This window comes from Flagellimonas rhodophyticola (assembly GCF_049332665.1).
In the GTDB taxonomy this organism is placed as follows: Bacteria; Bacteroidota; Bacteroidia; order Flavobacteriales; family Flavobacteriaceae; genus Flagellimonas.
Genome location: NZ_CP186326.1, coordinates 3,444,415 through 3,460,716, shown reverse-complemented (window position 1 = coordinate 3,460,716; position 16,302 = coordinate 3,444,415). Strand labels below are relative to the sequence as shown.

Here is a 16,302-nt window from a genome sequence, read left to right as displayed (position 1 = left end):
TTAAAAAGCAATTCCGACGAATTGACCCATAGCACGTTGGATGGTCCGGACAGTTTAACTGCCTATGGGCCTGCTCGCCGAATACTCCTTTTATATCTGTAACCAAAGTGAAATTTTTGAGTAATCAATAAAAATGAATGACATGAAAATTTTTGTTTCAATAGTGATATTGTTCTCAACCACTTTAGCAATGAGTCAAAATATTAAGGGTACGGTCCAGTCGGACAATGGAACTCCAATTCCCTATGCCGCCATAACCCTTAATTCGGTTTTGGATGGTTCATTGATTAAAGCTACGATTAGCAGTGAAGATGGAGAATTTGAGCTTAAAGGAATAAGTCCAAGTGAGTACCAATTTAAAGTGTCAAGCATTGGGTATGCTGATACGGAAAGAAAACTGGATTATAAGGGTGGCCCTCTTGAATTAGGTCAAATTATATTGACAGAGTCCACAGAAAACCTTGAGGAAGTAACTGTGGTTGCCGAGAAACCTATGGTTCAGGTCTTGGCGGACAAAACGGTATTTAATGTAGAAAATACTATAAACGCTACTGGAACCAGCGCTTTTGAACTGTTACGAAAAGCGCCAGGTGTAGTTGTTGATAACAATGGAGGAATCATTGTTGAAGGGAAAACGGGGGTTCAAATTTTTATCGATGGAAAACTCTCTGTTTTACAAGGCGAAGATTTGACCAATTATCTTGAGAGTCTTCAGGCCACCGACATTGAAGCTGTTGAAATTATCACCCAACCATCTTCAAAATATGATGCAGCCGGCAATGCAGGAATAATTAATATCAAATTAAAAAAGGACAAAAGTTTGGGGACTAATGGAACGTATACCTCTGGTTTGACCAATGGTGACTTTGCCAGATATAATTCCAGTTTAAATTTTAATAATCGAGGTGAAAAAGGTAATCTATATGGCACCTATAGCAACCGATTTGGAAAAAGTACAGGTTTCTTGAACTTACTTCGAACACAATCGAATACACAATTCGATTCCAGAACAAGTAGTATTTATGATAGAAACAGTAATAACTTAAAATTGGGGTATGATTATTATATAGACTCCAAGAACACCATCGGAGGTATTTTCAACGGAAATTTCAACAATGGCTTTGGCACTAACGATACCAAAACGCCTATAAGACCAGCAAATGTGATTCAAGTTGATAGCATTTTGGTTGCATTGAACCAAACGGATAACACTTCCTATAACATCAATGCAAACCTCAATTATCGTTATGCGGACACCTTGGGTTACAGCGTAATTGTTGATTTGGATTATGGTAAATATAATAGTGATCGTAATGCTTTTCAACCCAATGTGTATTTCAATGGGGACGAATCCCAGGTTTTAAATCAACGCATAACATTGCAGGAAACACCAATCGACATCAATATTGCCACCATTAAAACAGACTACGAGCAGAATTTCTTAAAAGGGAAATTGGGTATCGGATTTAAGTTCTCTTACGTGAACACGGACAATACATTTGATTTCTTCAATCAGATTAATGGCCAAAACATTTTGGATACAGATCAAAGTAATCAGTTTGAATATTCTGAGAATATTAATGCCGGATATTTTAATTACAATAGAAAATGGGGCAAATGGAATTTGCAAATGGGCCTGCGGGTAGAGAATACAATATCTGATGGTAAACTGGAGAGTAGTCAAGAAAACTCTAACGAAAGGGTGGAACGAAACTATACAGATTTCTTTCCATCGGGAGGGCTTACGTACCAATTAAACCGGAAAAATCAATTTGCACTTACCTACAGCAAACGAATTCAAAGGCCCAATTATCAATCGTTGAATCCTTTTGAGTACAAATTGAACGAACTGTCTTTCAGCAAAGGAAATCCCTTTTTACAACCCCAGTACACAGACAATGTGAAGCTTTCGCATACTTTTAATTACAGATTAACTACCTCTTTGAGCTATACCTATATCTCGGATTTTTTTGCTAGAGTTACCGTTGCAGAGGGAGAAAGCACGAATTTTTTGACCACTTTGAATGTGGCTAATCAAGAAGTGGTAAACCTTGGTGTTTCATATCCCAAAAAAATAAGTGAATGGTGGAACCTATACTTCAGCTTGAATGCCTACATCAGCGATTATGAAGCTACAAGTGCCGAGTTTTTACCGGTAAAACAAGAAACCCTGAGTTTTTATGCCCAAAATACCTTTACGATATCCAAGGATTTTAAAATGGAAATCTCCGGATGGTACAATTCCCCTTCCATATGGGGTGGAACCTACCAAACCAAATCACTGGGGTCTTTGAATCTAGCATTTCAGAAAAAGTTCTTTGATGATAAAGTCACAGGCAGATTGTCTTTCAATGATTTACTCTACACGGTGCCTTGGAGGGGTACTACCCAGTTCGGCGACCTTTTTATAAATGGTACCGGAGGAAGTGATTCAAGGCAAGTTGCATTCAGCTTCTCCTATAATTTTGGACGAAATGAAATAAAAAAGGCAAGAAAAAGAAAAACTGGACTGGAGGACGAGAACAAGCGTATCGGGAGTTAACGGAATTGCTTAACAATCAATAAGATAAAAATAACTTTAGCAGTGTGCTCAAGTAAAGAAATCGCAGTATCTTTGCGGGCTTAAAAATCAGGTTATGTCCAAGATTAAGAATATTGCAATCATTGCCCACGTAGACCACGGTAAAACTACTTTGGTGGATAAGATCATGTACCATTGCCGTTTGTTCCGGGACAATGAGAACAAGGGAGACCTTATTTTGGACAATAATGACCTGGAGAGGGAACGCGGAATTACCATTGTTTCCAAAAACGTCTCTGTGGTCTATAAGGATACTAAAATCAACATTATTGATACACCTGGTCACGCTGATTTTGGTGGTGAAGTAGAGCGAGTGCTGAATATGGCCGATGGGGTGTTGTTATTGGTGGATGCTTTCGAAGGTCCTATGCCTCAAACCCGATTTGTTTTGCAAAAAGCAATTGATTTGGGACTAAAACCTTGTGTGGTCATCAATAAAGTGGATAAAGAGAACTGTACTCCTGAAGAAGTACATGAAAAAGTTTTCGATTTGATGTTCGAATTGGGAGCAGAGGAATGGCAACTTGATTTTCCAACTGTTTATGGTTCTGCCAAGCAGAATTGGATGAGTGAGGATTGGCAAAAACCAACCGATAATATCGAACCACTTTTGGATATGGTAATTGATCATGTTCCGGTGTTTAAACCCGAGCAAGGGTCAACCCAAATGCTCATTACCTCCTTGGATTTCTCTTCTTTTACAGGTCGAATTGCTATTGGAAGGTTACAACGAGGAACTCTTAAGGAAGGACAGCAAATTTCCTTGGTAAAAAGGGATGGAAGCATTGTAAAATCAAAAGTGAAAGAACTTTTCACCTTTGATGGTCTGGGACGTAAGAAGGTGCAAGAAGTTGTCGCCGGTGATATTTGTGCAATAATCGGAGTGGAAGGTTTCGAAATTGGAGATACGGTTGCTGATTTTGAAAATCCTGAAAAATTGAAGACTATCGCTATCGACGAACCTACGATGAGCATGCTTTTTACCATTAACGACAGTCCGTTCTTTGGGAAAGACGGAAAGTTTGTTACCTCTAGGCATATCAAAGAGCGTTTGGAAAAGGAATTGGAGAAAAATTTGGCTCTTCGTGTTAATGAAACTGATAGTGCCGACAAGTTTATGGTATTCGGACGAGGAGTTCTGCATCTTTCCGTGTTGATTGAAACCATGAGAAGGGAAGGATACGAACTTCAAATAGGACAACCTCAGGTAATCATTAAAGAAGTTGATGGGGTAAAATGTGAGCCTGTTGAGTATTTGACCATCGATTTACCCGAGGAAGTTTCTGGAAAAGCAGTAGAGATGGTTTCCATTAGAAAAGGTGAGATGACCAGCATGGAGGCAAAGGGGTCTCGAATGTTATGTGAATTTATTATCCCTTCAAGAGGAATTATCGGTTTACGTAACCAATTGCTGACTGCTACTGCCGGTGAAGCGATTATGGCACACCGATTTTTGGAATATCAACCTCTAAAAGGAGATATTGCCCAACGTATAAACGGTTCTCTGGTTTCTATGGAAAAAGGAACTGCAATTCCATACTCGATAGATAAACTTCAGGAACGTGGTAAATTCTTCATTGATCCAGGAGAAGATATTTATGAGGGACAGGTGATTGGTGAGAACTCCCGTGGAGATGACATGACAGTGAATGTTACGAAAACCAAAAAATTATCCAATGTGCGATCCTCTGGAGCAGATGATAAGGCCAAAATTGTTCCGGCCATCAAATTTTCATTGGAAGAAGCTTTGGAATACATTCAGAAGGATGAGTACGTTGAGGTCACTCCAAGTCATCTAAGACTTCGAAAAATCTTCCTTAAGGAAGTAGACAGAAAGCGAAATAAGATCGACTAACTTTTTTTGGCCAAATGGCCGTGGTGTTGTTCACGTAAGCAAGCAACTGCAGGCCCTATTATTCCGGCGTTGTTCATAAGTTCTGCTTTTACCACCTCGGTATCAATTGTGATCAGATTGCTGAACTCTTTCCATTTTTTGGAAGTGCCACCACCTACAATGATCAGATCTGGTGAGATGATGAGTTCTACATATTTTAGGAACTTGTTGAAACGTTTACCCCATTTTTCATAGGATAGGTTCTCTCTTTCTTTGGCCGAAGCAGCTGCCCATTGTTCTATTTTGCTGTATTTTTTATAGGGAATCTGACCTAATTCAAAATTGGGTAATAAAATCCCATTGTAGAAAGCTCCACTTCCAAGTCCTGTTCCGATGGTAATCATAATGACCAATCCCTGTTTTCCTTTTCCGACACCATAGTTCATTGAGGCGTAGCCAGCTGCATCAGCATCGTTCAATACAGTGAATTCACGACCCGTCACTTCCGTAAAAAGTTCATCAATGTTCACATCTACCCAGCTGGGATGAAGATTACCTGCTGATTGACAGACCCCATTTTTTACAATTGTTGGGAAACCACAGCCTACTAGGCCATCATAATTAAAATAATCAACAATTTGCTTTACTACCGAAGCCATTTCGTCTGGCTTTCTTGAACTAGGGGTGGGTATCCGATGTCGTTCTGTCAACATCTCTCCGGTTTCGGCATTGACCAAAGCACCTTTAATGCCAGATCCGCCGATATCTATACCGAGAATTTCCATAAACTGGGAAAATTTAATTTTGGCAAAGAAACAAAAAACTTTTGGCGGTCAAAAAATGTATAAATATTCGATATCCAATAGTTTTTAACCATTCTCCTGAGAAGGTTGTACAAAATAGTCTATAGAATTCAATGTGTGATTGGGGTCAATCGTGTCGAGAATCTTGTCAATCAATTTACCAAAGGATGTTAGCGTGTCCAATTGTTTGTTCTTTCCCAAGGCGCTTGAAATGGTTTCATCCCTGTTGCCAAAAAGATATCCGCCCTTTTTAACCCAAAGCAGGTTGAACAGGTGCTGCATAATAACGTTTCCTAACTGATCTACAGAAACTGCCATTTTCAGCGCAAACTCGCCAACTCCCTTGAAACCTTTAGTGAAAAGTTGATGGAAAATTCCAAAGACAAAACCTAGAGGCCCCGTTACTACCATTAAAATAATGGAGACAATAAACAGAAATATCCCAATAATAGGGTTTGTTTTCTTTTCCTTGCCGCAATCTTGTCTTTTTAAAATCATTCTTTTGCTGAACTTTAACCTGATAAGGTTTTATTTACTAACGAATTTAATTCATTGTTTAAATTTTTTTTAAACATCCCTAGCAATCTATTTTCCTCACTCTTAATAAAACTCAAAACTCCCAAAATCAACAATGGGAATAGGAGAAATGTAACTAGGAAAATTGGAAAGTCCATTTTTATAAGGATCTGAAAAATTATGACTAACAAGGGTAAAATTATCAATAGAGCGATTAGAAAGGCCTTGCTTTTTGTTTTTAGGACTATTTCCGTTTTAGATTCTTCCTTTTCGAACAAGCTTCCATAAAATATAATATCACTTTTGGTACCTGGATAGTTAATGTCAAATAATATATTGGTTCCAAATGAAAAATTTAAACTTATCGCAAAGCTATTTTCAGTTAACCATTTAAAGTGAAACTTTTTCTGTCCATTATTCATGATTTTTTTAAAGTCATGAAGGCTTATTTGTACTCCAAGATTTTCAGTCCGTGGTGTAATTAATGAGTTAAGTTTCATGATTATATCGCTTTTTGGATAACTTCAAAAACTTTACTTCCGTCGCATTTTAGGGTTTTGTGGGGATATTTTAAAATCAATGCGTAGTCATGGGTGGCCATAATAATGGTCCGCCCATTTTGATTGATATCTTGAAGCACTTTCATCACTTCTACGCTGGTTTGTGGGTCAAGATTTCCTGTAGGTTCATCAGCCAAGATCAACTCAGGGTCGTTTAATAGGGCACGCGCTATGGCGATTCGTTGTTGTTCTCCACCAGAAAGTTCATGAGGATACTTAAAACCTTTGGTCTTCATGCCCACTTTATCCAGAACCTCTTCAATTTTTGTGTCCATTTTTCCGAGGTCGGTCCAACCAGTGGCCTTCAGGACAAATCGGAGATTGTTGTTCACATTACGGTCAGGCAGCAACTTAAAATCTTGAAAAACGATTCCCAACTTTCTACGTAAAAAGGGAATTTCCTTTTCCTGCAGATTTTTCAAATCAAAATCAACAATACTGCCAGTGCCTTGGCGTAATGGAATATCGGCATACAGCGTCTTCATAAAACTACTCTTTCCACTGCCGGTCTTTCCGATGACATAAACAAATTCACCTTTCTTGACTTCCAGGGAGATGTCCTTTAAAATGAGGTTCTCTTTTTGAAAAACGGCAACATCTTCTAATTTTAATATGGTTTCGGACATGATATCGATTTGAAAAAATAAAGTTACTAAGTTCTAAAATATAAGCTTCGATACCTTTTGAAAATCCTTAAAATATACTTTGGCCTAAAATTTGACGTTATGGTAACAGTCAATCGAGAACAGCGTAGAACACTATGAGTCGAAAAAACCTCCTTTTTTTCCCAATGTTATTGGGAACCCTTTACATCTGTAAAGCGCAGGAAACCAAGATTTATTCCCACGAAAACAAAGAATTCCAAGATGCTTTGGCATTGTACAATAATCAGCAGTACCAAGCCGCTCAGACCATTTTTGAAAAGGTAAGAACATCTACCGGAGATTATGAAACAGAGGCCAATAGCGCATATTATGCTGCCAATGCCGCCATTCGTTTAAATCAAAGGGGAGCGGATAAGATGATGGAAGAATTTGTGGAACGCTATCCGACTTCCACAAAACGAAACTCCGCTTTTTTGGATGTTGCGGATTATTATTTTGAAACGGGGAAGTATCCCTACTCCCTAAAGTGGTATAAAAAAGTTGATCAATCCGCCATGTCTCACAACGATAAAGAGCGTTTTGATTTTAACAACGGTTATGCGCTCTATGCTTCCAAAAGACCTAAAGAGGCCGAACGATATCTAAGTAGGGTAAGCAATTCCCAAAAATATGGTTCTCAGGCCAAATATTATTTAGGATACATTGCCTACGAACAAGATGATTATGACGAAGCAAGCGCTCGTTTTGACCAAATCACTGATCCTGAATTATTAAATGAGAAACTATCCTATTATCAGGCGGATCTGAATTTTAAATTGGGAAATTTTGAAGAGGCCATTGCGATGGCTAAAAAACAACTCCCCAAATCGGATAGGAAGGAAGTTTCTGAATTAAACAAGATCATTGGCGAAAGTTATTTCAACCTTGAACAGTATAATGAGGCTATACCATATCTGAAAAAATACAGAGGAAAAAGGGGACGATTAAGTAATACAGATTACTATCTTACCGGTTATAGCCACTACAAACAAGGCGACTATGAAGGGGCCATACAATATTTCAATAAAATAATTGGGGGAACAAACAGTGTTTCCCAAAATGCCTATTATCATTTGGCCGAATGCTATTTGAAATTGGATAAAAAATCGGAAGCGTTGAATGCTTTTCGAAATGCATCACAAATGAATTTCAGCACGGAGATTCAAAAAGATGCCCTTCTCAACTACGCTCGTTTGAGTTATGAAATCGGAAACGCCTACGAACCCGTTCCTCAGGTAATGGCCACATACTTGGAAAAATATCCAAAGGATGAGCATCAACAAGAAATACAAGAACTGTTGGTCGATTCTTATATTACTTCAAGGAACTTTGAAGGTGCGATGGAGCTTTTGGAAAAAAACAAGGGCTATGCAAGCAAAGAAACATATCAAAAAGTAGCCTTTTACAGGGGAGTTGAACTTTTTATAGAAGGCGAATATGAACCCGCTTTAGAACGCTTTTCCAAATCGTTGAAAAGTGCAGAAAATCCATCTTTTGAGGCCCGTGCACTATATTGGAAGGCAGAATCGGCATATCGTTTGAACCGTTTTGAAGAAGCTTTGGTGGATTTTGGAACGTTTCAACGGAATCCATCTGCCAAAAACTTACCTGTTTATCAAAACTTAGATTACAATTTGGGGTACTGTTATTTTAAGCTGAAGGATTATTCCAATGCCTCTAAACACTTTAAAAAAGTAATCGACTCCAATCCGGAGGACAAAGAAAGATTGAATGATAGTTATGTTAGATTAGGGGATGGCTACTTTGTTTCCAGCAAATACAGCTTGGCCAAGAGTGCATATAACGAATCTTCTAAAATGAACGGCCCTGAAAGGGACTATGCAGCGTTTCAAAAGGTGCTTTGTGATGGGTTTTTAGGAAGACAATCTGTCAAAATTGATGGATTGAACCAATTTCTTTCTCGATACCCCAAATCATCACTCCGAGATGATGCCCTTTTCGAATTAGGCAATTCTTATATCAAAGCAGATAATGAAAGTTTGGGATTACAAACTTATGATAGGCTTATCGAGCAATTTGGAAGAAGTAAGTTTGCTCCCCGGGCGATGCTAAGACAAGGATTGGTGCACTACAATGCCAATCGAAATGGTCAAGCTTTGACACGTTTAAAGGAGGTTGTCAATAAATATCCGAATACTCAAGAAGCCAAACAGGCCGTAGCCACTGCCAAATTGGTATATGTAGATGAGGGCAGAGTGAGTGAGTATGCTGCTTGGGCGAGAAATCTAGATTTTGTGGAAGTCACCGATTCAGAACTGGAGAATGCCAGCTTTGAAGCTGCGGACCGAAAACATCTCGAAGGAAAAACTGATGCCGCGATTCGTGGATACGAGGATTATTTAAAACAGTTCCCTAATGGCGTACATGCCCTCGAAGTCAATTTCAATTTGGCTCAAATCTACTTTGGGAAAAATCAAAAAGATAAAGCACTTGAAAAGTTCAGGACTGTTGCTGATAGTGGAGGAGAGTATGGTGAACAGGCTTTAACCCGTGTTTGTGAAATTTATGTAGGCAGACAAGACTATCAAAGTGCAATTCCTTATTTGGAAAGATTGGAAGGCATTGCTGAGATTTCACAGAATAGAACTTTCGCCCAATCCAATCTAATGAAAGGCTATTATGGTCAGGACAATTACAGGCAGACTATCGCTTATGCCGAAAAAGTGTTGAAAGCTCCAAAAATTGATAACCGAATCAAGAGTGATGCGCAAGTCATGATTGCACGTTCAGCTATTGCAACAAACGATGAAGGTTTGGCAAAAACAGCCTATAGGGAAGTGAAAAAAATAGCCACGGGAGAACTTGCGGCCGAAGCCTGGTACTATGATGCTTATTTTAAAAACCAGGACCAGGATTTTGAAGCTTCGAACGTAGCGGTTCAAAAATTAGCTAAGGATTATTCAGGCTATAAAGAATGGGGCGGTAAGGGACTGATTATTATGGCCAAGAATTTCTATGCCTTGGGAGATGCTTTTCAGGCATCCTACATCTTGGAAAGTGTGATTTCCAATTTTTCAGAGTTTGATGAAATCGTAGCGGAAGCTCGTGGAGAACTTTCCATCATTAAATCTAGGGAAGCACAGAGCAATTCATCAGTAGACCCTAACGGCAATTAAAAAACGAGACGCAGCATGCACAAGATCAATTATATATTTTCAATACTTTTTTTGAGCCTTTGGGGAGTTGGTTCAGCTCAGGAAACCGACGATATAGGCACTGAAACGGTTACTGTTGTAAAACCGTATTCCCCCACCGTTTCAGATGCTTTTAAGATTAAATCTACCCCGACCTTGAACGATTCAATAGTACTCCAAAAAAAGAAAGTGGATTATAGCATTTTCTCGGTACCGGTAGCCTCCACGTTTACCCCAGCAAAAGGGAAGGCTTCGCGAGTAAAGAAAACTCCACCCCCGACCTTGTATAACTCCTCGGCTTCCATTGGCCTCGGAAATTATAACAACGCATTGGTCGATTTATATACAAGCAGGGAGTTTAGAAGAGGTGAAAGTTTGCTCGATTTTGGATTGAGTCATCACTCATCGCGGGGTGCTATAGAAACAACACCTTTGGATGCCGATTTCTATAATACCAAGCTTAGCGCTTCTTACGCCAAAAAGGATCGTTATATGGATTGGGGTGCCAGTGTGGAGCTGCAACATCAGTTGTACAATTGGTATGGAATTGAAAACGGAGCTTTTGATGATGTCACTATCGCAGGCATTGATGAGCAACAGAATTATTTCAATGCTGAAGCTAAAGCACACTTGAGTTTAGAGGATTCATTTTTTAAAAAGGGAAATATTTTATTGCGTAGATTCTGGGATGCCACCGACTCCGGAGAAAATCGGGTTGTAATCGCTCCGACCATCGAACTTCCCATTACAGAAGAGCTAGTGACCATCAATACAAAATTGGATTATGTAGGGGGCAACTTTGCAAATGCTTCACTAAATAACGAAATAAATACTGGGGAAATCAACTACAGTCAGTTCCAAGTTGGTGTAAATCCAAGTCTTTTAATATTGCGCGACGACCTTACACTTAATCTGGGTGCTAATCTTGTTTATGGCCTAGATATGGAAAATAGTGACAGTAACTTCTACATATACCCAGCTGTGACTGCTTCCTATCGCTTATTGGATGAAAATGTGATAGCCTATGGTGGAATAGAGGGTGAACTCAAACAAAATTCGTATCACGATTTTGTCGATGACAATCCTTACGTATCTCCAACTTTGGATATTCAACCTACAGACCAACAATATGAGGGGTATTTGGGACTAAAGGGCCAACTGTTCTCCAACGTCGGCTACAATATCAAAGGATCTTATGCTGCTGAGAATAGGAAACCCTTATTCTTCCTAAATCCGCAGAACCTGTTCAGAATGGATGAAAAAGGGTATAACTATGGCAACTCTTTCCAAGTTTTTTATGATGACGTAAAAACCTTGGGCATTTTTGGAGAACTCAATATTGATGTCAATCGAAACTTTACTTTGGGCATCAACGCAGAATTCTATGATTATGATACCGAGACAGACAATCCAGCTTGGAACTTACCTTCCATAAAGGGGTCACTATTCATGGACTACCAAATAAATGAACAATGGTACTTAGGCGCCAACCTTTTTTACGTTGGAGAACGTGATGATTTAGTAGCTCAGGCCATTCAGAATACGTTACCTCCTCAGTTTCCGGCTACAATCATTACTTTGGACAGTTACTTTGACGCCAATGCCCACGCGGGTTACCGTTTTAATGATCAACTTTCCATTTTCGTAAAAGCATCCAATATTGCCAACAACGATTATCAGCGTTGGGCCAATTTTAGGGTACAAGGCTTTCAGGCACTTGCCGGTGTAGCATATAAGTTTGATTTCTAATTTGTAAGTAAATACGCAATAAACCGTTAGGAAAATCGTTATGTATGAATGTCAATTCAGCTTTTTAGGTTGGAACGACTGTCCCAATTGGATTGGAAATCATGCGATTACGATTCATCTACATATCAACCTCACTTTTTGTTGCACTGGTTTTTAAACCAGCTGATGCACAAAACCTTGTTCAAAATGGTGGCTTTGAAGATTATCTCGATTGCCCCATAAAAATGAGCAACCTCAATGGTGATGTCGAATTCTGGAACGCTCCAACCTTAGGTACAACAGATTACTTTAATCGTTGCAGTAAGACCAAATTGGGAATTCCAATGAACTTTAAGGGAAAACAAGAGGCATATGAAGGACAGGCCTATGCAGGACTTTATCTTTTCGCCCCTAAAGATTATCGGGAGTACATTCAAACACAACTTTCAGAAACACTTCAAAAAGGTCACAGATATCGTTTGAGTCTCGTGTTAAGTCTGGCCGAAAAGTCAGATGGCGCAGTTATGGATTTTGGTGCAGTATTTTCGGAAAAACAACTTTCTGTTCATACGAAAAGGCAACTTTCCAATGCCATTTTAAGTTCCCAGAGTATAAAAGTTTCACATGCCAAGCAATTTTCTGCTAATGGGTTCTTAAACGAAAAACAAGATTGGATACAGCTCGGTCTGGATTTTGTTGCCCGAGGATTTGAAAAAACACTGATTCTAGGCAATTTTAAAAGCAACGGAGGCACTCATTATCTCGGTTTTGCAAACGGAAAAACTAAAAGTGATGGGTATTCATATTATTATATAGATGATATCACGCTGACTTATCTAGGTCCGGAATACAAACCAAATCAGAATTATGTATTGAATCATGTAAATTTTGATTTTGATCGTTTTGAACTTCAACCAAAAGCAAAACAAAGTCTTCAAGATGTTTATGAACACTTGAAAAAACATCCCAAATTAAAAGTGGCCATTAGCGGGCATACTGACGACCTCGGTTCAGAGGAATATAATGATGTGCTATCAAAACAGCGAGCAAAAAATGTAGCCAATTATCTCATCAGACTTGGACTGAAAAGGGATAGAATTACTTCCGATGGTTACGGAGATAAGGTTCCATTGGACAGCACGTTAACCGATAAGGCACGAAGAAAAAATCGCCGTGTCGAATTCGTGATGACCGAATTTGTAGACGATGAGTAAAAAGAATTAGACTCTTTTGTTGAAGTGAAGGGCTATTGCCCTTCTAATAGCTTTCTCATTTCAGCGTTGTACTCCAGAATAATATCTCCTGTACTACCTCCACTTAAAACAAAGAAAGATTCTGTTTTATATCCTTTGGATTTAATCTCTATTTTCCAATGAAATCCTTTTTCGCTCTTCAACGAAAAGAAGCCTTCAAAATCTGTATAGGCGATATCCTCAGTATCATTAATTTCAACTGTAGCCAAGTAAACTGGAAGTCCCAGTTCATCGACAATTTTCCCCGAAATGGTATTTTGGCTATGACCAAAATAGGGGACAAAGGATAATATGAGCATAATGGTTACTATGCGCATTATAATAAGATTTGGACTATAGTAACGCTTTTTATCCAAATTTAGTATCGAACAACAATCTACAGGTCATGATGAAATAGCTGCAATATAAATTCAAAACATGCGTTTTAGAAGCACGGGGACCTATTAAACAAAGTTAAAGATGGGTTTCCGTATTTTATTTTTATTCAGCTTCAGTTTATTGGTGTGCAATTCACTACCAGCTCAAAACTTAATTTTAAACGCAGGGTTTGAGAACTATAGTTCTTGTCCTTCCAACATTGTTGGTTTAGATGTTCTGTTAGAAGACGTTTCAATTCCAACATCCAGCTCTGGCGATTACTATAACGAATGTGGTTCAGAGGATTTTGGTATTCCTGCCAATTTTAAAGGAGAGCAAAAAGCAACAGAAGGTTCTGGTTATGCAGGCCTTTACTTTTATGCATTGAACAACTACCGAGAGTATATTCAATTGAATACAGCGAAGATGCTTCGTGAAAAGCATCCGTATAAAATTTCATTTCAGGTTAGCCTTGCAGAGACTTCAAAGCTGGCATTAAAAGGTATGTCTGTAATACTTACTAGTGGAAAGGTCAAAGTTCCCAATAGTTCTGTATTGTCAAGCTCTAGATTAGATTTACAGGAGAATATCCAATTTCATGAAGTTCAGTTAAAGGCCGATAACTCCATGGCCGAAACAGAAGGTTGGGTTACGCTCACAGCTGAATTCGATGCCAAAGGCTATGAAAGCCATATCATATTGGGCAATTTTAAGTCCAATTCAAATACTCAGTTATTGAATAGTGAAGAACCCGCCACTTCAAGTGATTTCTCGTATTACTATGTAGACAATTTCAACCTTGAAGAGTTGCCTAGGATTAACTATGACCAGGATAAGATTTATGTTCTGGAACGCAACCCGTTCGAACCAAAAGGTTATGAATTGGACGCCAAAGCAATGGCCAGTATTACTAAAATATTCAAGTTCCTTAAGGAAAATGCAGAAGTGCAGATGAAAATTACCGGGCACGCCGATACAGATACTCCAGAATATAGCAAATTCATATCATCCTTACGAGCAAGGGCGGTAGCGCTTCACCTGAAAAAACTTGGAATCTCTGATGACCGTATCGTTTGGGAAGGCGTTGGTGATACCAAACCGCTTCGCAATGGTAAAAAGAAGACCGGGAACTTCGAAGATGATCGCATTGAGTTTGTAATGATAGGAAACAACCAATAAATAAACCTTACTTTCTTCATGGCTTTTTCTATTTTTGAGAAAACTCAAAAAAATGAAAAAGCTTCTTTTTTACCTTTCTTTTGTAGGTCTCTTTTTGGCTTGTCAATCTAAAGAACAAGTCGATTTAATTGTCTATGATGCCAATATCTATACAGTAGATGGCAGTTTTTCCAAAGCCAATGCTTTGGTTGTTAATGACGGAAAGTTCGTTGCAGTAGGACGAAAAGAAGATATTATTGATGGATTTGACGCTGAAAATCAAATAGATGCAGAAGGAAAAACTATAGTTCCTGGCCTTATCGATGCCCATTGTCACTTCTACGGATTGGGATTAAATCAACAGGTAGTGGATTTGGTTGGAACCCAAAGCTTTGAAGAAGTGCTAAACAGGGTTACGGAATTCCAGACAAAACAAACCTCAGAATTTATTCTGGGTAGGGGATGGGACCAAAACGACTGGGAAACCAAAGAATTTCCAACAAAAGAACAATTAGATCAGCTTTTTCCCGATGTAGCAGTTGCATTGGAACGGGTTGACGGTCATGCGTATTTGGTGAATCAAAAGGCACTGGATTTAGCCGGAATTACGAAAGAGACCCAGGTTCAAGGAGGTGAGATAGTCAAGGAAAATCGTGAAATCACAGGAGTACTTGTTGACAATCCTATGGGAATGGTGGATGCGGTCATTCCAAAACCGAATAGAGCTACTCAGATAAAGGCTTTAAAAGATGCGGAAAAACTATGTTTTGAATATGGATTGACCACGGTTAACGATGCAGGATTACATAGGTCTACAATTGAACTAATCGATAGTTTACAACAAACTGGCGATTTGGCCATTCGGGTATACGCAATGGTTAGCAATACTGAGGAGAACTTAAATCATTTCTTGGAGAAAGGAATTATCAAGACCAATAGACTTAATGTGCGATCGGTAAAAGTATATGGAGATGGTGCTCTGGGATCTAGAGGGGCAGCTTTAAGAGCCCCATATTCGGACAAAGATGGTCATTTTGGAGCGATGGTCACACCTGTTGACAAAATTGAAGCACTGGCCGAGCGTATTGCCGCCTCAGCTTATCAAATGAATACCCATGCTATTGGAGATTCTGCCAATATCGTTGTGCTCAAGGCCTATCAAAAAGCCTTGGAAGGGGAAACAGATAGACGCTGGAAAGTGGAACATGCACAGGTGATTTCAGAAAAAGATTTTGATTACTTCAAAAATGGAATTATCCCTTCCATTCAACCAACCCACGCCACAAGTGATATGTATTGGGCCGAAGATCGTTTGGGCTCGGAACGTGTAAAAGGAGCCTATGCATTTAAAAATTTGCTCGACAAAGCCGGATTGGTTGCTCTAGGAACAGATTTCCCCGTAGAGAGAGTAAGCCCATTTTTGACTTTTTACGCGGCAGTCGCCAGACAGGATTTAGAAAAGTTTCCTGAAGGTGGCTTTCAAATGGAGGATGCACTTTCTCGTGAAGAAACTCTTAAGGGAATGACTATTTGGGCGGCCTATTCCAATTTTGAAGAAAATGAAAAGGGGAGTATTGAGGTAGGGAAACTTGCGGATTTTACCATTTTAAGTGACGACATCATGACTGTTCCCGTTCATGATATTCCAAACCTCCAAGCAGAGCAAGTTTTTGTGGATGGCAAACAAGTAAAATAAAAAAAAAGGGCCTTCAG

Annotated in this window: 12 protein-coding genes; 7 read left to right on the top strand and 5 right to left on the bottom strand. The window is 39.0% G+C overall.

The window, feature by feature from the left end:
* Positions 1–142 precede the first annotated feature (142 nt).
* Both ACOKFG_RS15500 and typA read left to right on the top strand, forming a co-directional pair.
* Positions 143–2,542 carry a TonB-dependent receptor domain-containing protein gene (locus ACOKFG_RS15500; RefSeq protein WP_422861570.1) on the top strand — a complete coding sequence of 800 codons (2,400 nt, stop codon included), beginning with the start codon at positions 143–145 and terminating at the stop codon, positions 2,540–2,542.
* Positions 2,543–2,636: 94 nt separating this feature from the next.
* Positions 2,637–4,436 carry a translational GTPase TypA gene (typA, locus tag ACOKFG_RS15495; protein WP_422861569.1) on the top strand — a complete coding sequence of 600 codons (1,800 nt, stop codon included), beginning with the start codon at positions 2,637–2,639 and terminating at the stop codon, positions 4,434–4,436.
* Here the strand turns inward: typA and ppgK are convergent.
* From ppgK to ACOKFG_RS15475, 4 genes are all read right to left on the bottom strand, one after another.
* Positions 4,433–5,200: a polyphosphate--glucose phosphotransferase gene (ppgK, locus tag ACOKFG_RS15490; protein ID WP_422861568.1), complete on the bottom strand. Its 768-nt coding sequence runs from the start codon at positions 5,198–5,200 to the stop codon at positions 4,433–4,435. The genes typA and ppgK overlap by 4 nt on opposite strands.
* 84 nt (positions 5,201–5,284) lie before the next feature.
* Positions 5,285–5,716: a hypothetical protein gene (locus ACOKFG_RS15485; protein WP_422861567.1), complete on the bottom strand. Its 432-nt coding sequence runs from the start codon at positions 5,714–5,716 to the stop codon at positions 5,285–5,287.
* A 14-nt stretch (positions 5,717–5,730) separates the two neighbouring features.
* Positions 5,731–6,234 (bottom strand): hypothetical protein, encoded by a 504-nt coding sequence (locus tag ACOKFG_RS15480; protein ID WP_422861566.1) that lies wholly within the window; start codon positions 6,232–6,234, stop codon positions 5,731–5,733.
* A 2-nt stretch (positions 6,235–6,236) separates the two neighbouring features.
* Positions 6,237–6,920 carry an ATP-binding cassette domain-containing protein gene (locus ACOKFG_RS15475; protein WP_298791194.1) on the bottom strand — a complete coding sequence of 228 codons (684 nt, stop codon included), beginning with the start codon at positions 6,918–6,920 and terminating at the stop codon, positions 6,237–6,239.
* Between the two features lie 134 nt (positions 6,921–7,054).
* Here ACOKFG_RS15475 and ACOKFG_RS15470 point away from each other — a divergent pair, with 134 nt between their 5' ends.
* The 3 genes from ACOKFG_RS15470 to ACOKFG_RS15460 all read left to right on the top strand — a co-directional run bounded on the left by ACOKFG_RS15470 (position 7,055) and on the right by ACOKFG_RS15460 (position 13,035).
* A complete protein-coding gene (locus tag ACOKFG_RS15470) occupies positions 7,055–10,075 on the top strand; it encodes a tetratricopeptide repeat protein (protein WP_422861565.1) in 3,021 nt (1,006 codons plus the stop codon).
* A gap of 15 nt (positions 10,076–10,090) precedes the next feature.
* Complete coding sequence (locus tag ACOKFG_RS15465; RefSeq protein ID WP_422861564.1) at positions 10,091–11,842, top strand: TonB-dependent receptor; 1,752 nt, start codon at positions 10,091–10,093, stop codon at positions 11,840–11,842.
* A 101-nt stretch (positions 11,843–11,943) separates the two neighbouring features.
* Entirely contained in the window at positions 11,944–13,035 is a 1,092-nt protein-coding gene (locus ACOKFG_RS15460; protein ID WP_298791187.1) for an OmpA family protein, read from the top strand.
* A 32-nt stretch (positions 13,036–13,067) separates the two neighbouring features.
* Here ACOKFG_RS15460 and ACOKFG_RS15455 read toward each other — a convergent pair whose 3' ends face one another.
* Positions 13,068–13,391 carry a carboxypeptidase-like regulatory domain-containing protein gene (locus ACOKFG_RS15455; RefSeq protein ID WP_298791186.1) on the bottom strand — a complete coding sequence of 108 codons (324 nt, stop codon included), beginning with the start codon at positions 13,389–13,391 and terminating at the stop codon, positions 13,068–13,070.
* Positions 13,392–13,533: 142 nt separating this feature from the next.
* On the opposite strand from ACOKFG_RS15455, the gene ACOKFG_RS15450 reads away from it, so the two are divergent.
* Both ACOKFG_RS15450 and ACOKFG_RS15445 read left to right on the top strand, forming a co-directional pair.
* Positions 13,534–14,610, top strand: coding sequence for an OmpA family protein (locus ACOKFG_RS15450; protein ID WP_298791184.1), 1,077 nt, complete (start codon positions 13,534–13,536; stop codon positions 14,608–14,610).
* Positions 14,611–14,662: 52 nt separating this feature from the next.
* On the top strand, positions 14,663–16,285 hold the full coding sequence (locus ACOKFG_RS15445; RefSeq protein WP_298791182.1) for an amidohydrolase: 1,623 nt from the start codon (positions 14,663–14,665) through the stop codon (positions 16,283–16,285).
* Positions 16,286–16,302 lie beyond the last annotated feature (17 nt).

What these genes read in the sequence shown, in the direction of transcription:
- ACOKFG_RS15500 (WP_422861570.1), top strand. Translation starts at nt 143, where the DNA reads ATGAAAATTTTTGTTTCAATAGTGATATTGTTCTCAACCACTTTAGCA.
- typA (WP_422861569.1), top strand. Translation starts at nt 2,637, where the DNA reads ATGTCCAAGATTAAGAATATTGCAATCATTGCCCACGTAGACCACGGT.
- ppgK (WP_422861568.1), bottom strand. Translation starts at nt 5,200, where the DNA reads ATGGAAATTCTCGGTATAGATATCGGCGGATCTGGCATTAAAGGTGCT.
- ACOKFG_RS15485 (WP_422861567.1), bottom strand. Translation starts at nt 5,716, where the DNA reads ATGATTTTAAAAAGACAAGATTGCGGCAAGGAAAAGAAAACAAACCCT.
- ACOKFG_RS15480 (WP_422861566.1), bottom strand. Translation starts at nt 6,234, where the DNA reads ATGAAACTTAACTCATTAATTACACCACGGACTGAAAATCTTGGAGTA.
- ACOKFG_RS15475 (WP_298791194.1), bottom strand. Translation starts at nt 6,920, where the DNA reads ATGTCCGAAACCATATTAAAATTAGAAGATGTTGCCGTTTTTCAAAAA.
- ACOKFG_RS15470 (WP_422861565.1), top strand. Translation starts at nt 7,055, where the DNA reads ATGAGTCGAAAAAACCTCCTTTTTTTCCCAATGTTATTGGGAACCCTT.
- ACOKFG_RS15465 (WP_422861564.1), top strand. Translation starts at nt 10,091, where the DNA reads ATGCACAAGATCAATTATATATTTTCAATACTTTTTTTGAGCCTTTGG.
- ACOKFG_RS15460 (WP_298791187.1), top strand. Translation starts at nt 11,944, where the DNA reads ATGCGATTACGATTCATCTACATATCAACCTCACTTTTTGTTGCACTG.
- ACOKFG_RS15455 (WP_298791186.1), bottom strand. Translation starts at nt 13,391, where the DNA reads ATGCGCATAGTAACCATTATGCTCATATTATCCTTTGTCCCCTATTTT.
- ACOKFG_RS15450 (WP_298791184.1), top strand. Translation starts at nt 13,534, where the DNA reads ATGGGTTTCCGTATTTTATTTTTATTCAGCTTCAGTTTATTGGTGTGC.
- ACOKFG_RS15445 (WP_298791182.1), top strand. Translation starts at nt 14,663, where the DNA reads ATGAAAAAGCTTCTTTTTTACCTTTCTTTTGTAGGTCTCTTTTTGGCT.